The organism is Pseudoalteromonas phenolica (assembly GCF_044788725.1).
Taxonomy (GTDB): Bacteria; Pseudomonadota; Gammaproteobacteria; order Enterobacterales; family Alteromonadaceae; genus Pseudoalteromonas; species Pseudoalteromonas phenolica_C.
The window spans coordinates 3283230-3306597 of sequence record NZ_CP173161.1; the positions used below are offsets into that span (position 1 = coordinate 3283230).

20 protein-coding genes are annotated in these 23368 nt (G+C 42.3%); 10 read left to right on the forward strand and 10 right to left on the reverse strand.

Features of this window, described 5'->3' with window-relative positions; genetic code table 11:
* Positions 1 to 34: 34 nt before the first annotated feature.
* The 6 genes from ACH784_RS14885 to ACH784_RS14910 all read right to left on the reverse strand — a co-directional run bounded on the left by ACH784_RS14885 (position 35) and on the right by ACH784_RS14910 (position 7029).
* Positions 35 to 1213, reverse strand: coding sequence for a phosphoglycerate kinase (locus ACH784_RS14885; protein WP_404391495.1), 1179 nt, complete (start codon positions 1211 to 1213; stop codon positions 35 to 37).
* A 43-nt stretch (positions 1214 to 1256) separates the two neighbouring features.
* Positions 1257 to 2270 carry an erythrose-4-phosphate dehydrogenase gene (gene epd, locus ACH784_RS14890; RefSeq protein ID WP_404391497.1) on the reverse strand — a complete coding sequence of 338 codons (1014 nt, stop codon included), beginning with the start codon at positions 2268 to 2270 and terminating at the stop codon, positions 1257 to 1259.
* A gap of 109 nt (positions 2271 to 2379) precedes the next feature.
* Complete coding sequence (locus ACH784_RS14895) at positions 2380 to 3000, reverse strand: exonuclease domain-containing protein (protein WP_404391499.1); 621 nt, start codon at positions 2998 to 3000, stop codon at positions 2380 to 2382.
* Entirely contained in the window at positions 3001 to 4839 is a 1839-nt protein-coding gene (locus tag ACH784_RS14900) for a DUF294 nucleotidyltransferase-like domain-containing protein (protein WP_404391501.1), read from the reverse strand.
* Between the two features lie 190 nt (positions 4840 to 5029).
* Entirely contained in the window at positions 5030 to 6754 is a 1725-nt protein-coding gene (locus tag ACH784_RS14905; RefSeq protein WP_404391503.1) for a sodium:solute symporter family protein, read from the reverse strand.
* A gap of 11 nt (positions 6755 to 6765) precedes the next feature.
* Complete coding sequence (locus ACH784_RS14910) at positions 6766 to 7029, reverse strand: DUF4212 domain-containing protein (RefSeq protein WP_404391505.1); 264 nt, start codon at positions 7027 to 7029, stop codon at positions 6766 to 6768.
* Positions 7030 to 7408: 379 nt separating this feature from the next.
* Between ACH784_RS14910 and ACH784_RS14915 the strand changes: the two genes are divergently transcribed.
* Positions 7409 to 10843, forward strand: coding sequence for a PAS-domain containing protein (locus ACH784_RS14915; protein WP_404391507.1), 3435 nt, complete (start codon positions 7409 to 7411; stop codon positions 10841 to 10843).
* Positions 10844 to 10919: 76 nt separating this feature from the next.
* Positions 10920 to 11750: a formyltetrahydrofolate deformylase gene (gene purU, locus ACH784_RS14920; protein ID WP_404391509.1), complete on the forward strand. Its 831-nt coding sequence runs from the start codon at positions 10920 to 10922 to the stop codon at positions 11748 to 11750.
* A gap of 139 nt (positions 11751 to 11889) precedes the next feature.
* Here purU and ACH784_RS14925 read toward each other — a convergent pair whose 3' ends face one another.
* Complete coding sequence (locus tag ACH784_RS14925) at positions 11890 to 12543, reverse strand: response regulator transcription factor (RefSeq protein ID WP_404391511.1); 654 nt, start codon at positions 12541 to 12543, stop codon at positions 11890 to 11892.
* Between the two features lie 92 nt (positions 12544 to 12635).
* The gene (gene acs / locus ACH784_RS14930; protein WP_404391513.1) at positions 12636 to 14576 is read right to left on the reverse strand and encodes an acetate--CoA ligase; all 1941 of its coding nucleotides are present in this window, start codon (positions 14574 to 14576) and stop codon (positions 12636 to 12638) included.
* 391 nt (positions 14577 to 14967) lie between these two features.
* Between acs and ACH784_RS14935 the strand changes: the two genes are divergently transcribed.
* Positions 14968 to 16131 (forward strand): DcaP family trimeric outer membrane transporter, encoded by a 1164-nt coding sequence (locus ACH784_RS14935; RefSeq protein WP_404391515.1) that lies wholly within the window; start codon positions 14968 to 14970, stop codon positions 16129 to 16131.
* 124 nt (positions 16132 to 16255) lie between these two features.
* Here the strand turns inward: ACH784_RS14935 and ACH784_RS14940 are convergent, their stop codons facing one another.
* Positions 16256 to 17092: a 23S rRNA (adenine(2030)-N(6))-methyltransferase RlmJ gene (locus ACH784_RS14940; RefSeq protein WP_404391517.1), complete on the reverse strand. Its 837-nt coding sequence runs from the start codon at positions 17090 to 17092 to the stop codon at positions 16256 to 16258.
* A 283-nt stretch (positions 17093 to 17375) separates the two neighbouring features.
* On the opposite strand from ACH784_RS14940, the gene ACH784_RS14945 reads away from it, so the two are divergent.
* The 7 genes from ACH784_RS14945 to ACH784_RS14975 all read left to right on the forward strand — a co-directional run bounded on the left by ACH784_RS14945 (position 17376) and on the right by ACH784_RS14975 (position 22547).
* A complete protein-coding gene (locus tag ACH784_RS14945) occupies positions 17376 to 17606 on the forward strand; it encodes a DUF904 domain-containing protein (RefSeq protein WP_404391519.1) in 231 nt (76 codons plus the stop codon).
* Positions 17606 to 17878: a cell division protein ZapA gene (locus ACH784_RS14950; protein ID WP_404391521.1), complete on the forward strand. Its 273-nt coding sequence runs from the start codon at positions 17606 to 17608 to the stop codon at positions 17876 to 17878. Before ACH784_RS14945 ends, ACH784_RS14950 begins: the two co-directional genes overlap by 1 nt.
* A 74-nt stretch (positions 17879 to 17952) precedes the next feature.
* Positions 17953 to 18915, forward strand: coding sequence for a hypothetical protein (locus ACH784_RS14955; RefSeq protein ID WP_404391523.1), 963 nt, complete (start codon positions 17953 to 17955; stop codon positions 18913 to 18915).
* Positions 18916 to 18934: 19 nt separating this feature from the next.
* Positions 18935 to 20413, forward strand: a complete 1479-nt coding sequence (locus tag ACH784_RS14960; protein WP_404391525.1) for a LysM peptidoglycan-binding domain-containing protein — start codon at positions 18935 to 18937, stop codon at positions 20411 to 20413.
* Between the two features lie 62 nt (positions 20414 to 20475).
* Positions 20476 to 20964, forward strand: a complete 489-nt coding sequence (locus tag ACH784_RS14965; protein WP_404391527.1) for a peptidylprolyl isomerase — start codon at positions 20476 to 20478, stop codon at positions 20962 to 20964.
* 21 nt (positions 20965 to 20985) lie between these two features.
* Positions 20986 to 21714: an SDR family NAD(P)-dependent oxidoreductase gene (locus ACH784_RS14970; protein ID WP_404391529.1), complete on the forward strand. Its 729-nt coding sequence runs from the start codon at positions 20986 to 20988 to the stop codon at positions 21712 to 21714.
* A complete protein-coding gene (locus ACH784_RS14975) occupies positions 21711 to 22547 on the forward strand; it encodes an amidohydrolase family protein (protein ID WP_404391531.1) in 837 nt (278 codons plus the stop codon). The genes ACH784_RS14970 and ACH784_RS14975 overlap by 4 nt, the downstream gene beginning before the upstream one ends.
* Before the next feature lie 29 nt (positions 22548 to 22576).
* On the opposite strand, the gene ACH784_RS14980 is transcribed toward ACH784_RS14975, so the two are convergent.
* Positions 22577 to 23353 carry a YggN family protein gene (locus ACH784_RS14980; RefSeq protein ID WP_404395287.1) on the reverse strand — a complete coding sequence of 259 codons (777 nt, stop codon included), beginning with the start codon at positions 23351 to 23353 and terminating at the stop codon, positions 22577 to 22579.
* Positions 23354 to 23368: the final 15 nt, after the last annotated feature.

A 23368-nucleotide genomic window follows, 5' to 3' on the forward strand; every position in this document is an offset into this window, starting at 1 on the left:
TAAAAAGGCCAGCAAAAGCTGGCCTGAAAAACTGTTACGCGTTTGCTCTTTTCTCAAGCATAGCAACAGCTGGTAGTTTTTTCCCTTCTAGGAATTCTAAGAAAGCACCACCGCCCGTTGAAATGTAAGAAATTTCATCTGCAACGCCATATTTGTCGATTGCTGCTAGCGTGTCGCCGCCACCAGCAATTGAGAAGGCATTAGACTTTGCAATTGCATTAGCAATCGCTTCTGTGCCATTACCAAACTGGTCAAATTCGAAAACACCAACTGGGCCATTCCACACAACCGTGCCTGCATTTTCAATGATTTTAGCTAGAGTTTGTGCTGTATCTGGACCGATATCGAAGATCATGTCTTCATCAGATACTTCAGTCACATCTTTAATTGTCGCGACTGCTGACTCAGAGAACTCAGTGCCTACAACCACATCTGTTGGTACTGGAATGTCACCATCGTTTGCACGCGCTGCTGCAGTTAATTTGTTTGCTTCGTCAATTAAGTCTGCCTCGTAAAGTGACTTACCAACAGGGTGACCCGCTGCTGCAACGAAGGTGTTGGCGATACCGCCACCAGCGACTAGCTGATCAACCACAGTTGATAGAGAATCTAGTACGGTCAGTTTAGTCGATACTTTAGAACCACCTACAATCGCCACAAGTGGACGTGCTGGGTTATCAAGCGCTTTACCTAGTGCATCTAGCTCAGCCGCTAAAAGCGGGCCCGCACAAGCAACTTCTGCAAATAAGCCAACGCCATGCGTAGACGCTTGAGCACGGTGAGCAGTACCGAATGCATCCATCACGTATACGTCACATAATGCAGCAAGCTGTTTAGCAAGTGCTTCGTCGTCTTTCTTTTCACCTACATTGAAGCGTACGTTTTCAAATACAACCACTTCATTGTCGGCAACTTCAACACCGTTTAGGTAATCTTTTTCTAAACGTACGTTTTGCTCTAACGCTTCGTTTAGATAATCAACTACAGGTTGAAGTGAGAATTCTTCATTATATTCGCCTTCTGTAGGGCGACCAAGGTGAGACATCACCATCACTTTTGCACCTTTTTCAAGTGCAAGTTTAATAGTCGGAAGTGAAGCGCGAATACGCGCATCAGACGTTACTTTGCCGTCTTTTACTGGCACGTTTAAATCTTCACGAATTAAAACACGCTTGCCTGATAAATCTAGATCCGCCATTTTGATGACTGACATTGATGTCTCCTTTAAGAACGATACTGGGTAATAGCTGTTGCTGTTATTTAGCGACCATCATGGCCTCTGCGGTGTCGAGCATACGGTTCGCAAACCCCCACTCGTTATCACACCATACTAAAAGTTTTACTAACCTTTTATGACTCACACGGGTTTGCGTGCCGTCAATGATACAAGAATGTGCATCATGGTTAAAATCTACCGACACCAAAGGCTCTTCGGTATAACTTAAAATATTTTCTAATCGGCCTTGTGCATTAGCCTTTATTGCCTGATTTATTTTATCTAAATCAACGTCTTGGTTTAGCGTAACACTTAAATCCATAGCCGTCACATTTATCGTTGGAACACGCACAGCGATGGCTTCAAAGCGGCCTTCAAATTTAGGCAAGATACGCTCAATACCACGAGCTAATTTAGTGTCGACTGGAATAATTGACTGACTCGCTGCGCGGGTACGGCGTAAATCACTGTGATACGCATCGATCACTTGTTGGTCGTGCATCGACGCATGGATCGTGGTAATTGCACCCGATTCGATACCAAAGGCATCATCAAGGACTTTGATCACAGGCACAATACAATTGGTTGTACAAGAACCATTAGAAACAATTGTGTGCTCGGCTTTAAGCTCTTCTTCGTTAATGCCATAGACAATGGTTGCATCAACATCTGCATCAGCAGGTTGAGAGAATAAAACTTTTTTAGCACCTGCATTTAGGTGTTTTTGAGCATCTAAACGGCTGTGAAACACACCCGTACACTCAAGTACCACATCAACTTCTAGAGCCTGCCAAGGTAAATGAGCCGGATCTGACTCACTAAACAATTGGATCTTATCGCCATTCACTTCTAAGAAAGGCGCATCATGCGAAACCGAGTAAGCAAAACGACCGTGAGAGGTATCATATTTAAGTAAATGCGCAACGGCTTTGGGATCGGCTAATTCGTTAATAGCCACGATTTCAATATCTTGACGGCGGCCTGACTCGTATAATGCACGCACAACATTGCGTCCAATACGACCAAACCCATTTATTGCCAGTTTTATTGCCATTAAGTTGTGGACCTAGCTAAATGCAGAGACAGGAAAATAACTTCCTAAAAGATGGCGCTATTGTAATCGACATAGGCAAATTATGTATACACTTGAGCGAAAAAAAATCCTACATCAATTCAGCCAATTTCAGTGTTTTTCCAGCACCAATTTTATGGATCTGCACCAGTAGGAGCTCAGCTGTTGCCAATGCATCAGTCAGTGCGTTGTGCACTTCATACTCAGGAAGTTGATAACGATTTCGGCAATTAGCCAATGTAAGACAATCTTGTTGTAGCTCGGTATTTTGTTTTAACTGACGTTTTTTTTCGATTTGCATCGTATCTATAATTGCCAACGGCTGAGCATCGAGCCCTAACGATTTACTATTTAATCGAATAAACCCCCAGTCTAAGTAGGCGTTATGACACACTAATACTTTCCCTCGTACTGCTTCACACAGCTGAGTCATCAAGGTCTCAAATGATACCCCTTGATTAAGCGTTTGCTCATCAATACCGTGAAAAACTGGGCTCTGCTCTAACTGCTTCACGTCACTATTGATAATATGTGTTGCATTTTTTAATTGAATTCTGTCACTGCGCATTGTGACCCAAGCCACCGATACAATTTCATGCAGTTTAGGATCAAGCCCTGTGAGCTCCAGATCTAAAACCACAAACTCCACTTCATCGAGTGATTTGCCTTTGGCTTTTAAATATCGAAGTGCTTTTTGTACTAACTTCTGCATTTACAAACTGCCTCTGGCAAACTTAAACGCACAGGCTTGTTGCGCTTGCTTGATTAAATAAAACGCTTCTTTTAATTGGTGCTTCTCAAGAGAAGTTAACATTTCCGGGTCGATACAATTGCCCGGTAACCCCTCTTTGTTTAACTGTGTTTTGAGTCGCAATTGCGTCAGATAACGCCAACAATCTTTTAGATTGTAAACATCTTTTTTGCTGATCAAATTAAACTTAGTCAGTGCATCGAGACGCTCAAGGGTATTAGCGCGCCTAACGCCTGCCTTTAATGCGTAGAGCCTGGCAATATCATTGATGATCACAACACCGCGCTTTTTCAGATCTAAATACTTATGTTTTGACTCACTCTTCTCAAGTTTAAATTGCTGAAACAAACCAATCGGTACTGAATTGGCGTTAATATCTGTGGCCATGGCCGCAAAGAAAAGTTCATTTTTGCTTATTCTTTCAAGCGACATACATAAATCGTTATACAACTCATTTGAGCCATCAATAAAGCGCAGATCAAAAAAGATCTTACAGTTCAACATAGCCTGTGGCGTGGGTGATTTGATCCACTTAAAAAATCGCTCTGACCACTCATTTAAGGTGCCGCAACACTCTGGGTTGCTTGCCATAATATTACCCGGGCAACGTTTGATACCGCATTCCACCAGCTGCTCACAGACAAATTCCCCCATCCCCTTAAAATAAGCCCTTTGATCGTCAGTTAAACTATTTGGTAGTAACAACCCGTTATCTTGATCTGAATGCAGGGTTTGCTCTTCACGGGCTTGTGAACCAAAGCAAATAAAGCTAAACGCACACGGAGCTGTGCCATTTTCTTGCTGATAAATACGAATTAAGCGGCTGGTCAATGCATCGGTCAGGCCACTCAGTAGCTTACCCATCACCGAGATATCATCAATGTTATGAGAAAAGCTCTTTAATAATGCCGGGATCTCTTGTGCATAATGACGCAATTGCGTTACCGATGTCGCTTTATAAATGCGACCAATAAGTTGCACTGGATCGCTTTTTTGCTGACGCAATAAGTCCGTACTGGTCAACATGCCGAGCGGCATGTAATTTTCATCCAGTACAGGCAAGTGATGAATGTTGTGCTTGAGCATTAAATGCAACGCTGAAAACACTCGATTATTTTCGAAGATGAATTTTGGCTTGGCCGTCATCACCTGATTGATGGCAACACTAGGGTCAACTTCTTTGGCCAGAACGCGATTACGTAAATCTCTATCGGTAAGCACGCCAATTAGACTCTCTTGCTCGGTGACCATAATTGAAGACACACCATGGTGACTCATTTTTACCGCTGCATCACGAATCGTTGCTTCAGGACCTAGAGTAATGGCCTCTCTTGTTAATAACTCAGAGACTTTTTTCTCCGACCAGTTATCACTTTTCTGCTGATAATGAGATGACAATAAACGATTTGCATGGGCGCGGACAAAATGCTGTTCAAAGGCTTTGTATTCGCGCCTCAGAAAATCAAACCCCGTTTGACTTAAAATATAAATCAGACCAGGTGTAGACACTTCAATGCGGTTTTGTATGGCATCACCGGTTAATAAAGACGGAAAACCAAAGTAATCCCCTTCGGCAAGTTGGGCAACAACTTCTTCTTTACCATTAACTAAATCATATTGCCCTGAACGAACTAGGTATAAATTTGGTTCGGCAGACTTTAACCATTGAGACTGGTTATCTTTATTTAAATATACAATCTCTAAATGACTCACAAAATAGTGGGTTGCCGCTTCAGGTAATTGACTAAACGGCGCTTGTAAGGCAACAAACTTTGCGACTTCTGCAACTTCAGGGGTCATAACTTACTCCTTGAGTACTCACTCTGAGCAAAATGCTTGATCATTTTAGAGCGTAAAAATACCCACTTAAAAAATACAATGGTATAAATCGTTTTAGCAAAATACTTTCAAAACAACTTATAAATCACTTTGCTAAAACGAATAAAAGCCCAGCCTTATAGGCTGAGCTTTATGCTTATTCGCTCAAGTATTAGTGGGCGTGCGCCTCACCTGAGCCTTTAGGGTTACGAATACTGTCAACCATGTCTTGAACTTCTTTTGGTGTTTCAGCAGTTAGCTTAAGAACAACCGCAGCAACTACGAAGTTAACCAACATACCAACAATACCAATGCCTTCAGGAGAGATACCGAATAACCAGTTCGCTGGCGTATTTAGCTCAGGGCTGATGAACTTGAAGTAAATAATATAGCCAGCAGTGAAGGTAATACCCGTTACCATACCTGCAATTGCACCTTCTTTGTTCATCTTCTTAGAGAAGATACCCATAATGATTGCTGGGAAGAAACTTGCTGCAGCTAAACCGAATGCAAACGCAACGACCGATGCCACAAACCCAGGCGGATTGATACCAAAGTATGCAGAGATAGCAATGGCTGTCATCGCCGCTAAACGCGCAGCTAGTAGCTCTTGCTTGTCACTGATATCAGGTTTAAGTGTGCGTTTAAGTAAATCGTGCGACACCGACGTTGAAATTACCAGCAGTAGACCCGCTGTAGTTGATAGTGCTGCTGCAATACCACCCGCGGCAACCAATGCAATTACCCAAGCAGGAAGATTCGCAATCTCTGGGTTCGCAAGAACCATGATGTCGCGGTCAATCTTCACTTCGTTAGCACTGTTTGGATCTGAAATCTTACCTGCTGAGTAGTTCATTCTACCGTCGCCATTCTTATCTTCGAATGTGATAAGACCCGTTCTTTCCCAATTTTTAACCCAAGTTGGGGCTTCTTCGTAAAGTGTACCGTTGCCGTCTTTTCCATTAATTGTATCGATCATGTTTACACGCGCAAATGATGCAACCGCAGGTGCTGTGGTATAAACAATCGCGATGAATACAAGCGTCCATGCTGCTGAGATGCGCGTATCTTTTACTTTTGGCACTGTGAAGAAACGAACGATTACGTGAGGCAGACCCGCTGTACCAACCATAAGGGCTGCTGTGATAGCGAATACATCGATCATGCTCTTAGAGCCTTCGGTATATTGCGAGAAGCCCAATTCGGTACTCAAACCATCGAGCTTATCGAGTAGATAGACCCCAGAACCATCAGCTAAGGTTGCACCGAAGCCTGTTTGCGGTAGTAAGTGACCAGTCATCATCAATGAAATGAAAATGGCAGGTACTAAGTAAGCAAACACAAGTACACAGTACTGAGCAACCTGCGTATACGTGATACCTTTCATGCCGCCTAATACAGCATAGAAGAATACGATAACCATACCGATGTAAACACCAGTCTCAATGTCTACTTCTAAGAAGCGAGAGAATACAACACCTACACCACGCATTTGACCTGCGATGTATGTAAAACAGATGAAGATTGCACACAAGATAGCTACTACACGGGCAACTTGAGAGTAATAACGATCTCCTATGAAATCTGGTACCGTGAATTTACCAAACTTACGTAAATAAGGTGCTAAACAAAGCGCTAGTAGTACATAACCACCGGTCCAACCCATTAGGTAAACACCACCGTCGTAACCAGCGAAAGAAATAATACCAGCCATTGAGATGAATGATGCTGCACTCATCCAGTCTGCGGCTGTTGCCATACCGTTTGCTACAGGTGGTACACCACCGCCAGCAACATAGAATTCTTTGGTTGAACCCGCGCGGGCCCAAATTGCGATGCCGACATAAAGCGCAAAGCTCAAGCCAACAATAATAAAGGTAAGAATTTTAACATCCATCTTCGTGCTCCTTATTCGTCTACGCCGTATTTTTTATCAAGCGCATCCATCTTGAATACGTAGACAAAAATCAAAGCTACAAAGGTGTAAATTGCGCCTTGCTGTGAAAACCAAAACCCTAATTTGAATCCGAAGAAGCGGATCTCATTAAGTACATCTACTAGTAAAATGCCAAAACCAAATGACACTACAAACCAAATTGTTAATAGCTTAAACATGAGGGCCAAATTTTCTGACCAATATGCTTTTGCTTGTTCTTCGTCTTTAAAAGCCATTTTTGTTGTCCCCTATCACTTGCCAATAAATTGGCTGTGTTGGTGTTAATCGTCACTATCTACATTAGCAACGCCCCTTAAAGTTGGAATTGAGACCTTAGTCGTAACACCAAGTTAACGTTTACGTAAACTGCAGATTGACACACTAAAAACATCAGGTTTAATTATATTTAACAAACACTTAGCAAATTAAACGTTCGCATTTTGAGCAAAAATGGCATTTTGGGGATGGTATAAGACATTAGTCTAATTTGAGCTGACTAATAAAAACAAAACCTTTATTAAACAGCTAGTTAATCATTGAATTACGATACAAAAAGGATTACAAAAAAAGCAAATGTGATAAGGTTATTTGGTCGACAATAAAAAAGAAAAGACCATGAGTGCTGCACTAATATTTGTTTCTCTTTGTTATATAGGGGTTTTATTTTGGCTAGCCAACTGGGGCGACAAAACAACGCCTCGCGCGCTAAAGTTTAGCCACCACCCTTTCGTTTATGCATTAGCATTGGGCATTTACTGTACCTCTTGGACTTATTACGGTGCAGTAGGCACTGCAGCTTCAAGTAGTTGGCATTACTTACCTATCTTACTTGGTCCTGCTTTGCTATTTATGTTTGGACAGGGATTTCTTAGAAAACTTGTTTTAGTGAGCAAGAAACAAAATATCACCACCATTGCCGACTTTATTTCTGCTCGATATGGCAAACGCCAAACCACCGCAGTCATGGTTACCATGATCGCTTTATTAGCGACCATTCCCTATATTGCACTGCAATTAAAGGCGCTCAGCACTAGCTTCCTTTTATTACAGCAAGACGAACAGTTATCAGGAACCGTGTTAGCCCTAACTGGAACTTTGATCATCGCACTCTTTGCTATTTTCTTTGGTACCAGAAAAGTGGATGTAACCGAATATCGCTCAGGTTTAATGCTCGCCATCGCCTTTGAGTCAATGATCAAATTACTCGCATTGATAGCTGTTGCCGTCCTCGCGTTTTCGGCTTTATATAATCAACCTGATCATAGTTTTGAACTACTCTCGCACTGGCAGGGCTTTAATTTCTCTAGCTTTAATTTTATTGGTCAAAGTCTAATTGCTGCTGCTGCAATTATTTGTTTGCCGAGACAATTTCACGTCACCGTTGTTGATAACCAAGATAGAAAGCACTTACTGACAGCAAAATGGGCATTTCCTCTGTATCTTATGTTAACGGCGGCAATGATAGTCCCCATTGCTACCGCAGCTATTCATCCTAACATTGGCGAACAATTAGCCCCTGATAGCTTTGTATTGGCATTGCCTATTCTCAGCGGCCACCCGTTTCTAACGACTTTTGTATTTATTGGTGGACTGTCTTCGGCAACCGCCATGATTGTAGTTGCAACACTTACTCTCAGTACCATGTTATCGAATGATGTCGTCTTACCACTTATTTTAAAAAGACGCTTCCATCGCGCTCCGGCACTGGGAAATTATAAGCCACAGATCTTACTGATCCGCCGCTTCATCATAGCGGCCATCTTAATTTTGGCTTATCTCTACCAACAACATTTTGGCCATGGCGAAACGCTTGCCAGCATGGGCCTGGTTGCCTTCTCTCTCGTAACCCAATTATTACCAGCCATTGTTGGTGGTTTATATTGGCGCAAAGGCCATGCATATGGCGTGTATGCAGGCCTACTGGCTGGGTTTATTTGTTGGACCCTATTTTTAATGGTGCCCATGATCGATATGGGGTTCTCACTCGACTTTGAAGCCAGACAAGCACTGATTACGCAAGGCACTTTAATCGCGCTTTTTGCCAATATCAGTTGCTATATCAGCTTCTCATTAGGTGCGCACGAACGTTTAATTGATAAAATTCAAGCCGCTGCATTTGTGAGTCCTCGAGAAGAAGCCGCGCTCATGAAGCGCATGAACAAAAACGTAAAAGCTACGGTCTACGATTTTAAAGTTTTGCTGCAAACTTTCTTAGGCGTACAGCGCTCAAAGCAATTACTGGGTCACTACGCTTTACTCAACGACATTGATGATAATAATGCCTATCCTGATCCTGAATTTATTGCCTACTGTGAACGCGCTTTGACTGGGGTGTTAGGGGCGTCATCAGCACAGGCGCTTATTCATACCGTCGCCTCGGGTAAACGCATGGCATTTGAAGAAGTGGTTAACTTCTTTGATGAAACCACCCAAGCCCTGCAGTTTAACCAAAACTTACTCTACACCTCTTTAGAAAACCTCTCTCATGGCATTTCGGTTGTTGATAAAGACTTAAACTTAGTCGCTTGGAATAAACGCTATGCTGAAATGTTTGCCTATCCAGAAGGTTTTTTAGAAGTCGGCCAGCCAATTGAAGAAGTCATTCGTTTTAACGCAGAGCGTGGCGAATGTGGCCCAGGTGAAATTGACCGACTTGTCGAAAAGCGCGTACAACACTTACGAAATGGCACACCGCATCACTTTATCCGCCACCGCCGTGATGGTCAGGTGTTCGAAATGACGGGTAACCCACTACCTGAAGGCGGGTTCGTGACTAGCTTTAGCGATGTCACCATGCACATCGCCACCCAAAATGCCCTTGAAGAGATTAACATGGATCTTGAAAACCGAATCGAAGCGCGTACACAAGAGATCCGAAATATTAATAAAGATTTAGAAGCACAAATAGACTCGCGAATTGAAACCGAGCACGCCTTAATCGCTGCAAAAAAAGAAGCAGAAAAAGCCAATGATAGTAAAACGCGATTCTTAGCACTTGCCAGTCATGACATTTTGCAGCCACTCAATGCTGCCAGACTATACTCTGCTGCAATTGACCCTAATCACCTTTCTGCTCAAGACAAAGGTAGCTTTGATAAGCTCAACGACTCGCTCGATTCTACTGTTCACCTGATGTCTTCTTTACTCGACATTGCCAAATTAGAACAAGGCGCCATGCAGCCAACCCCAAGACATTTTAGTATCGACGATATTCTCTGTCCGCTTGCCAATGAGTACGCGATTTTATCGAGTGAAAAAGGTCTCAAATTAAAAGTAAAAAGCAATCAGGATATTGTACATAGCGACACCACATACTTGCGCCGCGTGATCCAAAACCTAGTGTCGAACGCTGTTAAATACACAGACTCTGGCAAAGTATTGATTGCCACTCGCAAGCGTAAACATGGCTTGCTAGTCGAAGTGTACGATACGGGCCCTGGGATCAGCGAATACGAACAGGCCAAGATCTTTAATGACTTCTACCGAATACATTCGAATGACAATAAAGGGGTTGGCTTAGGTTTAGGGGTCGTAAAACGTCTATGTGACCTACTTTCGATTGTCTTAGAAGTAAAATCTATCCCCGGAAAAGGGAGCCGTTTTAGCGTATTAATCCCTTATGGTGATGCTAATTTAGTAGCGAAGAAAACCCCTACAACCTCCAGCATGTCACTGGGAGATAATAACGCTAAGCTCAATGTTATCGCCGTTGACGACGACCCTAAAAACCTCGAGGCCATGTCGAGTTTATTGGCTAAGTGGCAAACTAACTTCGATTTATTTAACGATGTTGATTCGGTACTGGCGCACGCTAAATCAAATAAGGCCCCAGATTTAATTCTAATGGATTATCAGTTAGGTACTGAATGTGATGGCATCACCTTGATCAAAACTCTAAGAGAGATATGGCAATCACAAGTACCCGCGGTGCTTATTACCGCTGTACGTGACGAAGAAGTAAAAGCAGAAGTAAAAACCCTGAACATTCATTATCTATCCAAACCAGTAAAACCGGCAAAATTGAAAGCATTGATGAATTTTGGGCGTTAATTAGCATGAGTTAGCTATTTTCATTCCTCTGTAATAAAGCTAGAGTGACTATTCGACTTTGCAGAGGAATGAGGAAATGCAAACAATACTAACCACACAGTGTGATGACGATGTAGGTCTGATCGCGAAAATTACAGGGCTCTGTTACGAGCATAATCTTAATATCACCCGCAACAATGAATTTGTTGATAAAGAAGCAAAACGCTTCTTTATGCGCACCGAATTAACCGGTGAACCCAGTGAGGCTTTTCTTGAACAATTAAAAAGTCAGTTGCCTTCTGGGGCCAAAGTTGAGCTCTTTGACGAGTCAAAAAGAAAGGTGGTTTTACTGGCGACAAAAGAGGCCCATTGCCTAGGTGGTGTGCTGCTTAAGCAATACGAGCAAGCGCTTAACATCGAAGTACAGGCTATCATTGCGAATTATCCAGATTTAGAAAAGTTGGTATCAGGTTTTGATATTCCTTTTCATTGTATTTCACACGAAGGGTTAAGCCGTGCTGAGCACGATAAGCTCGTTGGGGATGCTATTGCACAGTATCAGCCTGACATTATTGGTCTGGCCAAATATATGCGTATTTTGTCGCCTGAGTTTGTTGCACGCTTTGAGAACAAAGTGATTAATATCCACCACTCTTTCTTACCTGCGTTTATTGGCGCCAAGCCTTACCATCAAGCATTTGAGCGTGGCGTAAAGATTGTCGGTGCGACTGCACACTTTGTGAATAATGAACTCGATGAAGGCCCTATCATTGCGCAGAATGTGACGCCAGTGACCCACATACACAATGCTGAAGCCATGGCGAAGATTGGCCGTGATATCGAAAAAGCCGTGTTCTGTAACGCCTTACAACTCGCCTCTGAACACAAGCTGTTTATCAACGGCAATCGGACTGTGGTGTTTAGTTAACCAAAACGAAGGTTAGCTAGAAAATTGGCAGGGCTTGTTACAAATTTAACTATAAATTCTGTGACAAGCTTTTTAGAACTTTGCACCAAGACACTCCTTGCCTAGTGCATTAAAAACTTTTATTACATAACCGCTATATTTAGTTCACTGCTTCTACGGGTTCTAGTTGTAGTTTTGAAGCAATAAGGACCGCTTGAGTACGGTTATAAACACCTAACTTTCTGAAAATAGCTGTAATGTGGGCTTTAACTGTGGCTTCAGAAATATGTAACTCGTAGGCAATTTGCTTATTAAGCAAACCTTCGTGAAGGTATTGTAATACCTTGTATTGTTGTGGCGTAAGTGAAGCAACTTGCTGGGCAAGCTCTCTGTCTTCATTCTCAATATTGGCTACTTTATCTTTCATATTTTCTGGTAACCAAGTTTCACCTTCAAGCACAGTTTCAATGCCTTTGGCGATATCTTGAGTAGAAGAAGCTTTTGGAATAAAGCCCATAGCACCGTATCCCATCACTTTAGAAATGATGCTTAGATCTTCGCTACCTGACACAACCACAATAGGTAGACTTGGGTAATCTTCACGAATACGAATTAGACCGTATAAATCGCCGCTGCCGGGCATGTGAAGATCAAGTAATAGTAAATCTAATTCTTCTTGCTCTGATAACACAGCAAGGGTGCTGTCAAAACTTTCAGATTCGAAAACGGTTAAATCTTCAAACTGACTTTGCAATGCGCCTTTTAAAGCTTCCCTAAATAAAGGGTGATCATCCGCAATTAAAAACTGATTCATGCTTTTCTCCTAAAAATTCGGCTGTCATCTGAAAGAGGACAGCCGATATAGTACGATTAGAATTTAATGAAATTCAAGTTTTTAGCGTTCTATTAACGATTTAAACGATTTTCTATTAATTCATCTACTACAGTAGGATCGGCCAGTGTTGACGTATCACCCAGCTGTTGGTGCTCATTTGCTGCGATTTTGCGTAAAATACGGCGCATAATCTTACCAGAGCGTGTCTTAGGTAGACCCGGTGACCATTGGATCATATCTGGTGAAGCAATCGGGCTTAGCTCTTTGCGCACCCAGTTACGCACTTCTTTAGTTAGTTCATCGCTTACAACCACACCCTCATTTGGCGTCACATACACATAAATGCCTTGGCCTTTAATGTCATGTGGGTAACCTACTACGGCTGCTTCTGCTACTGCTTCGTGTGCAACTAGAGCACTTTCGATTTCTGCTGTACCTAGGCGGTGGCCTGATACGTTTAGTACGTCATCTACACGGCCTGTGATCCAGTAATAACCATCTTCATCACGACGACAACCGTCACCTGTGAAGTAAACACCCGGGTAAGCTGAGAAGTAAGTTTGTTCAAAACGCTCATGGTCACCATACACTGTACGCGCTTGTGACGGCCAGCTATCAAGAATAACTAGGTTACCTTCTGTTGCGCCTTGTAGTGTTTCACCTGCAGCATCAAATAGAGCTGGAGCAATACCAAAGAATGGACGTGTTGCCGATCCTGGTTTCATGTCTGTCGCACCTGGCAGTGGCGTGATCATGATGCCACCCGTTTCAGTTTGCCACCAAGTATCTACGATTGGGCATTTACTGTTACCAATGCGCTCGTGGTACCAAGTCCATGCTTCAGGGTTGATTGGCTCACCTACTGAACCCATAATACGCAGTGAATCACGCTTTGAACTTGCGGTTGGTTCATCGCCTTTCGCCATTAATGCGCGAATTGCCGTCGGAGCAGTATAAAGAATGGTTACATTGTGCTTATCAACTACCTCACCAATACGACCTGCGCTTGGGTAAGTTGGTACACCTTCGAATACAACCTGAGTACAACCATTCGCTAGTGGGCCGTATGCCATGTAGCTGTGACCTGTGATCCAACCTACATCGGCTGTACACCAGTAAATATCGTCTTCTTTAATATCGAACACATATTCATGGGTCATTGAAGAATAAACTAGGTAACCACCAGTTGTATGTACCACACCTTTTGGTGTGCCAGTCGAACCAGAAGTATAAAGAATGAATAATGGATCTTCAGCATTCATTGGGGTTGGTTCACATTCCGCTGGTACATCAGCTGTTAGCTCATGCCACCACACATCATGACCTTGCCAATCAACTTCACCACCAGTTAGTTGATGCACAACAACATGCTCAACCGTCGTTACGCCAGCTTGAGAAACTGCTTCGTCAACATTGGCTTTTAGTGGAACAGTATTACCACCGCGGCGACCTTCATCTGATGTGATAACCACTTTTGCGCCAGAGTCTTTAATACGATCTGCGATTGCTGATGGTGAGAAACCACCGAATACCACTGAATGGATAGCACCAATACGCGCACAAGCTTGCATTGCATAAATTGCAAATGGTGTCATCGGCATATAAATCGCGACGCGGTCGCCCTTTTCAACACCTAGCTTTTTAAGACCGTTGGCTAATTTAGCCACTTCGTCATGAAGCTGTTGAAAGGTAATATTTTCGTTTTGGTCTGGGCTGTCGCCTTCCCAAATTAGCGCAACTTTATCGGCTTTGTCTTTAAGGTGGCGATCGATACAGTTGTAAGACGCGTTAAGCTCACCATCTTCATACCAATTGATGCTGATGTGACCTTTATCGAATGACGTGTTTTTAACTTTTGTATAAGGGGTTGACCAATCAAGGCGTTTACCGTGCTCAGCCCAAAATGCTTCAGGGTTGTCGATAGACTGTTGATATAAAGTTTCATACTGGTCGTTATTAACTAATGCATTGTTCTTGATAGCTTCAGGAACCGGATAAATGCTCTGTGACATAGTCATCTCCATATTAATTTACTTGCCCTTGGGCTTTCATCAAGGATCACTCAGGCGTTGCAGTTTAAGAATTAGACCTTAGTTGTATAAAGGTTAAAAAACAAACACAGATCAATTTTTGCAATAAAGTGCCCAAAATAGAACCAAACAGTCCAACCCTATATTAAATATATAAAAAATACAGCGTAAAATACGATTAACCACTATTTTTATAGACGAAAGGACCCTGCTGATTATTAATGGCTTGTGAACTGTTTGTTTATTATTCCACCTTAGTCGTATAGACCAAAGGATAATTGAGCAAAAAGCGACCATCAACAACAGTGGGTATGAACTCTTATTTATGACAGCGTCGTTGCAATTCACAACGTAGCTTTAAGGAACATCAACTATGACAACTAAAAGTGTAGCAATTAAAACCCTTACAGCACTAGCAGTATCAAGCGCTCTAAGCCTACCCGCTCTAGCAGGTACCATCGAAGACACCAAAGTAAGCTATGGCGGTTACGTTAAGCTCGACGCTATTTGGAGTGACTTTTCAGACGGCACTCTAGGTGCACAACACATTGGCCGTGATTTCTATGTACCGGGCACAACACCGGTTTCAGCTTCTAGTAGTGAAGATGCAGTATTTGACATGCACGCCCGCCAATCACGTTTTAACTTTGGCACAGCCACTAAACTTGAAGATGGCAGCACTATAAATACTAAAATTGAACTCGATTTTATCGCCTCTACAGGTGGTAATGAGCGAGTTAGTAACTCTTATTCTCCGCGTATTCGACAAGCATTTGTTACCTACAAAGGTTGGTTATTTGGTCAAGCTTGGTCAAACTTCCAAAACGTTGGCGCACTGCCTGAAACGCTAGATTTCGTTGGCCCAGCGGAAGGTACTGTGTTCGTTCGCCAAGCTATGGCGAAATACACCACAGGAAACTTCTCGTTCTCAGTAGAAAACCCAGAAAGCACAGTAACCACTGCCGATACAGGACGTGTTGTAACCGATGATGCATCTATGCCTGACTTCACAGCACGTTACACATATAAAGCAGATTGGGGTAACTTTGTGCTTACAGCACTAGCTCGTCAGCTTACTTACAAAGCCGGTGCAGCTGATGAAAGTGAGACATCATTTGGTGTGAGTGCTTCAGGCCGTGTGAACTTTGGTAAAAACAACCTGAAGTTTATGCTAACTCAAGGTGCCGGCCTTGGTCGTTATGTAGGCCTAAACGTTGCCAATGGCGCGGTGTATAACGGTTCTAACCTACATACTATTGACTCAACTTCAGGGTTTGTAGCATATCAACACCACTGGAATGACAAATTCCGATCTACTTTCTTATATTCATTCTTCGAAGCGGATAATGTCACTGATTTATTAATACCAAGTTACAACCCAACTAAATCAAGCACAAGCTACAGTGCTAACTTGCTATATTCTCCAGTTAAAAAGCTGACTTTTGGTGCTGAATATAAAGTAGGTACTCGTGAGACTGAAAGTGGTGTAGAAGGTGATTTAAACCGTATTCAAATGTCTGTGAAATACGTGTTCTAAACTCCCGACTAGCTCATATTTAGCTTTCTTTAGCATTGTGCTAAAGAAAGCTTATTAGGGCGAAGTTTTTAAGCGGCGATATTCGCCGCTTTATTTTTTTACTTTTATTTCGAAAATACTCAGACTATTCTTCTACTAGCTGCTCACTTCTAAAGAAACCATCTTCATCAGACAGTAACTCAACTAACTCTGGCAAAACGTCATCCATGGTCTTTTTTAGTGTCCAAGGCGGGTTGATAACCATCATGCCTGAAGCCGTCATACCGTGAACGTCGGTATCGGCGCTGGTTGCCAACTCAAATATTTGAATGTTTCTAACACCCGACTCTTTTAAAGTTTGCTCCATTAAATCAATGCGCTCTCTGTCCACAACCGGATACCAAATCATATAGGTGCCTGAGCTAAACTTTTTATGCGCTTTAACAATCATCTTAACGGCATGCTGATAATCGGTTTTAATTTCATAAGGCGGATCCATTAACACACAAGCTCTTCTTGAAGCTGGTGGAACCAAGCCTTGTAAGCCTTTAAAGCCATCATCACCATTTACGCGCAAAGACTTTTTGTGCTGAGTGTTCTTTTCTAACAAAGCTAAATCTTGCGGGTGCAATTCAAAGAACCAGCCCTTGTCTTGGCGACGTAAAAACTGCTCAGCCACTTTGGGTGAACCAGGATAAAAGGCCAGTGACTCTTCGTTCATGCCTTTAACCAATTCAACAAAGTCTTGAATTGCTTGGTTCTGACCTTGGTAGTGCCAAAGCTTGCCAATGCCATCGAGATATTCTTGTGTCTTTTGCGAATCTGAGCCTGCTAATTCAAAAAAACCAGCACCTGAATGCGTGTCAATATAATCAAACGGCTTATCTTTTTTTGTCATGTATTCGAGCACTTGTGCCAGAACTAGATGTTTGATGATGTCAGCAGGGTTGCCAGCGTGGAATGAATGTCGATAACTCAGCATAGTTGCGCCCAAAAGTGTTTACCTGAGAACTCTCTCAGGAAAGAAGAAAACAACTTGCATTATCGCCTAATTGCCCTCAGATATAAACGACACAACTCAGAGAAATAATAAATTTCGAACAACCTAACATTATAAAATAGTGTTTATGACATGTATTCGAGCTGAATTTACCTAATTATGACTAAATAATGACAAAATGCACCGCAATGCTACGTATTTGCTAGCATCCTTAGCCCGTTTGTTTTACATTTGTACCATAAATAACAGTCAATAGAGCGCCTTTATGAACAACGAAACTCTTCCAAAACTCGAACAATTGATTGATGAACTGATCAACCAAAATAACCGTTTAAATAACGAACTTTTAGAGCTTAAAGCTCAAAATGAAAAACTAGTTGATGAAAATGAAACTTTGCAGCTAGAAGTACTTGAAAGTGAAGAAAAGCAAAAAGAGACAAGCCAAACTTTATCAGGCCTGTTAAGCAAGCTACAGAGTGCAACTCAGGCTAGCTAATGTCGCAAAAAACCAATCAAGTTGAAGTGAGCCTGCTTGGCAAAACACATCAATTTGCCTGCACTGAGGGGCAAGAATCCGCGCTCCTCGATGCTGCAGCCTTGCTTAATAGCACGGTAGAAGAAATGAAACAGCGCAGCACCATTCGTAATGAGCACAATGCTCTATTAATGGCCGCACTGCACTTGTGTCATGATTTGCAAGCGCAAAAAACGACTCAAGAAAACTTGATCAGCAAACTTACTACCCACCTCGATAGCAGCCAAAAGTAATTCACTTTCATCCCTTCGCATAATCGGTTAAATTACGTGCAACTTTTAGCTTTCGGTAATACTCGACTTTGATTATGCGATTTTTCTTCGCCTTTCTTGTTATTTTCAACTCTCTTTCAGTCTCAGCCTCGCAATGGCTAAAATTAGACGATAAAACACACCTTATTGTCCCAGATGTAAGTGCGCGCTATTTAACGAGTAATCAAGCTATTTTACTTGGTAAAAAATGTGCTGTTGTTATTGATGCACATGGCGATTTTACCGCATTAGAAAATGTTGTAAGCGAAATAAAAAAACGTATTACTCTACCTATTTGCCACCTTGTAAGCACCAGTAGCGACACTGAGCAAATATTGGGAATGATGCTGTTAGTACATCACTTTCCTGATGCTAATTGGTATGTGCCAGCACATGTATCAGAACAGTTTCCTTATTATAAAAATGCCCTGAAAGAAAAACTTGAACTATTCAAGAAAAGTTTAGAACTAAGCAAAGCCAGATTTGCATCACAACAAAATCAAGCACTACAACAACGTTTGAAGGCTGCCGAACAGCGCATCGAAGCATGGCAAAAAGCAGAGCTTTCATATCCTAGCTCAACAGTTCGCACCCCAATTAAAGTTGAGCTAGGTGAGCATTTAATATCACTCAATGCACTTGAGGGAGCTACAGGCGCTGACTTGATCATCTTAAGTCACTTTAACTCAGGACTATTTGCAGGTTTAACTGCCAACTCAATCCCTTACGTACAAGATACAGACTTAGCCGCTTGGTTAACTACGCTTGAGCAATTGCGCGATTCAGAAGAGATAGCCTGGTTACTTCCATCACAAGGAAAGCCTTTTAAAATAGCAGCACTTCACAAACCAATTCACTTTCTTCAGTCAGTCTTAAAGAATGAAAGTACTGAAGTGCCAGTTAGTCTAGTGCAATTATATAAGAATGATAATATTACACAGACCCGCCTAAGATTAATGTACGAATTGGCTAAAACCAAACAGGCGCAAAAAATGCAAAAGCGAGGGACAGTGCTATAATTTGTCAGGGAGTATGGGTATGAAGTTATGTATAAAGACAGTTTTAATATTGTGCACACTGCTGACTTTAACGGCTTGTTTAAGCACGCCTAGTTCTGACTCCCGCGCTGAGCCCCATGAAATCGCAGAATTATTTAATGCGTCCACACCTGAGTATAAAACCTTAAAAGCACAAGCTGAAACTCAGAAAAATACCGAACAAGCTAAAGTCGACTCTAAGCCAAAACCCATAACCTATGATGATCTTTGGCAAGAAATTATTGCCGAATTAGCGTTTGATATTGTCCCTACCCCCCGCTTACAAAAACGCATTAATTGGTATTTAAAACAGCCCGACTATCTATTAAAGGTTAACAGACGCGCCAAACCTTACCTGTTTCATATCGCGCAAAAGATAAAGCAAAAAGGCCTCCCGATGGACTTAGTATTGCTACCTTTTGTAGAAAGTGACTTTCGCCCTAAGGTACATTCCAGCCAGAGTGCTGTTGGTATTTGGCAATTGATGGATAGTACAGCTTATCATTTCGGGGTAACAACCGATGAGTGGTACGACGGCAGACAAGATGTATTAGCATCAACCGATGCAGCGCTAGATTACTTGGTCTACCTTTACCAGCGCTTTAACGGTGATTGGTTACACGCCCTAGCAGCCTATAACACCGGTGAAGGTCGGGTAAAAAAAGCGATTAGAACGAGTAGAAAGAGCGGTAAGCAAGGTTACTTCTGGCAGCTCAAACTGCCTAAAGAAACCGCCGACTACGTGCCTAAACTTCTAGCACTAAGCTATTTACTGCAAGCAAAGCATCCGAAATTTAAAGTGCCCCAGTTACCAAACTATGCACTAACTAGTGAGGTTGATTTTGCTCAACGCTTCGATTTTTCAGTGATCGTTTCTTTAACTGGCGTAGATAAAAATCGTCTCCACCAGCTTAATCCAGGTTATTTACAACATCAAAGTGCGCCGAATGGCCCGCATAAAGTATTACTGCCTTTAACTGAAAAACAACTTTGGCAAAGCGAGTTTTTCCAACGCTACTTCAGTCAAACTTACACGGTTGCTAAAAACGATACCTTTTACGCCCTCGCCAGACGCTTTAATACCTCGGTACAGTCTTTAATGGCGCTTAATAACAAGAAGAGTAGCTTATTAAGAGTCGGTGAAGTGCTAAAGATAAAAAAAGCCCAGCCACTCGATAACCTAATGGTTGAGTACCAAGTAAGCCCCTACCTTGCTCAAGAAGAAAAACGACCTGTTTTAACAATGGAGCATGAATACATCATTCAGAACGGTGACTCTCTATGGGAGATCAGTAAGCAATTTAATGTACCCGTTAAAGATTTACTGACATGGAATAACCTAAAAAGCACGAGCTTGCTCAAACCAGGAAAAAAGCTATTACTGCATTTACCAAGACCTGCACAAACACCTAAAAAGCCTGAACCGAAAAAGTTTCTTTCTGAATTAGAGCAATTAGTAAAACCGAATACTTCTCCCTAATACTCGCACTTCGCGCCTTGCTCACGTAAAATGTGCGTCAAACTGAGATAAGAGAGAAAAACATGCAAATTACTAAAGATACTGCTGTTGAATTTCACTACACATTAAGTGAAGCAGGTGAGCAAATTGAAACAAGCACAAATGCAGAGCCATTAACTTACCTTCATGGCACTGAAGGCATGCTGCCTGGTCTTGAAGCTGCGCTTGAAGGCAAAGATGCAGGTGACAAATTTAGCGTAACACTTGAGCCAAAAGACAGCTACGGCGAGTATCAAGAAGGCTTAATTCAACGTATTCCAATTAAACACTTACAAGGCTTAGGCAACAATAAAGTATGGAAGCCAGGTATGTCTGCCATTGTTGAATCAAACCAAGGTCGCCACCAGGTAAGTATTGTAAAAGTTGGCCGTTTTAACGCTGACTGCGACTTAAACCACCCATTTGCTGGTAAAACACTGACATTTGATGTTGAAGTTGTTTCTGTTCGTGAAGCTACGGCTGAAGAGTTATCTCACGGTCATGTTCACGGTGCAGGCGGCTGTGGTCACTAATTCTAGATTGAATAACTTATTATGAATAAAGTTGCCATCGTAACAGGTGGCAGCTTTGGCATCGGCCTCGCCGTTGTTGAAAAGCTGCTATCAGAAAACTACCAAGTCTTTAATCTCGATATTGCCCCTTCTGACATTGGCAATTTTGTAGAGTGTGATGTCCGTTGTGTCAAAACAGTTAAGCGCTGTATAGCTGAAATTATTGCGCAAACAGGTCGTGTTGACGCCCTAGTTTCCAATGCAGGCAAGCATTTAAGTGCCACCATTGAAGATACCGATGAAGCCACGTTAGACGCATTATTTAGCTTGAATGTAAAAGGCGCTTACGCTGCCATTCAAGCAGTTTTACCCAGTATGAAAGCACAGAGTAATGGCGCAATTGTGTTAATGGCATCCGATCAAGCCATCATAGGTAAACCGAACTCGTTTGCGTATAACCTGACTAAGTCGTCATTGGCTTCAATGGCAAAAACCACGGCACTTGATTACGCAAAGTTCAATATTCGCGCTAATGCCGTATGCCCAGGCACTATAGAAACGCCGCTATTCCACCACGCCATAGATAAGTACTGTGCTAAAAGTGGTGCTGACAAAGCAGAAATCGTGGCTGAAGAAGCGCAACTACAACCATTAGGTCGATTGGGTCAAGCCCATGAAGTCGCAGCGCTCACTGCATTTTTACTGTCTGATGATGCCAGCTTTATCACAGGCAGCCTACAAAGCATCGATGGGGGCTATACCGCACAATGATGCAGATAATTGATCCACACTTACACTTTTTTGACTTAAGTTTGGGTCAATATCATTGGCTCACTCAAGGCTCAGGTCCAAGCTGGCCGAATCTAGACAAAATAAAACAAAACCACCACTATGCTGATTTAGCCAATACTGAATTTGCAGTACACAGCTTCTTGCACATAGAGGCTGGGTTTAATAATGCAGAGCCAAGTGCTGAACTTGAATGGCTTGCCAGTAGTACGCCTGAACACATACCTTTTAAAGCCATCAGCTTCATTCAAATAGACAGTGAACCTGACACCTTTGAAAAGCAGTTAACTGAATTACTAGCTGCACCTAACTTTATTGGTATTCGTGATATCACTGAAGGGCAAGAGTATCGGCGATTATTGTCTGATAACACCAAAACAAACCTGAACACGCTCGCTGAGCACGGCTTAATCTTTGAAGCGCAATTTGAGTTATACCATCTTGAGGCTGTAAAAAAGCTAGTCGAGACCGCCAAACTGTACCCTAATTTAAAAATTGTGCTCAATCACGCTGGCTTTATTGATAACCAACATGATTACACAACGGCACTTTTATTACTTGGTAAGCTCAATAACATCTATATCAAGTTTTCAGGTCAAGAGCACTGTGCTGATGCTTTAGAGCCTGCAGCTAAATTACAACTCTTATTGGATTACTTTGGCGAAGATAGAGTGATGTTTGCATCGAACTACCCTGTATGTTTAATGCGAGAGAGTTATTTAAAAGTGTGGCAAGGTTATAAGCAGTTAGTGAACGACTCTGCGCTCTGGCACAAACTCAGCTTTGCGAATGCACAGCGCTGCTATTTTGACTGACCATCATAAAGCCAATCAATGTAGGCTGTTTATTTAGACGCTCTGATCCTAACTAAGTCATAGGCCTTCAAACTAGGCACAATGGCTTGTAATCGCGCTTCAGTTTCATCTAATGAGTTTAAGCACTCGCAATACTCTTCGGCTTTGTCTTCTAGTTGTTGTGCTTTCTTTTTTAGTGACTTATCGATTTCTTTTGAGATGATCTCCATACGCTGACCCATGTCAGTAATGCGATCTTCAATATTGCCTTCACGAGACTTAAACGCATCACCGAGTGACACAAGAATGGAGCCTAGTGAGCCGTGGATCGCAGAATGGATCTTTTGGCTGATCTCTTCTGTAAAAAAGTCATCTATTTTAGACAGTGACTGGGGCGCGATGAAAAAGAAGTCATCTCCGCGCTTGAATTTATCCATTAGAGCACGTTCAACATATTGCAGCTGAGTTTTTAATACTTCAGGCTCTTTGTCAGACATACCTTCAACGATTTGCTCAATGGCACTTAAACCAAGGTTTACACCGTCTGTTGCGAGACTAACAAGTTCTGGTACTGTATCGCGTATACCTAATGCATACTCACGCAAGACCTTGGTTTCTTCATCACTGAGTTGAATGTAGTAGCCCTTGATAAGCAACTGTTCGTCGTTGTTTATCTGCACACGGGTTTGCCCTTTATCGACAATGCGGATCACTGAGTCGGTAATGATCAAGCCATGATCAAGCTCAACATCACACTTATCACTGGCCCAAACTGAGCCTGTGAATAGCGTTGTTAGTAACAGTGATTTTAACAATAGTCGCAAAATATAGCCCCACAAAAT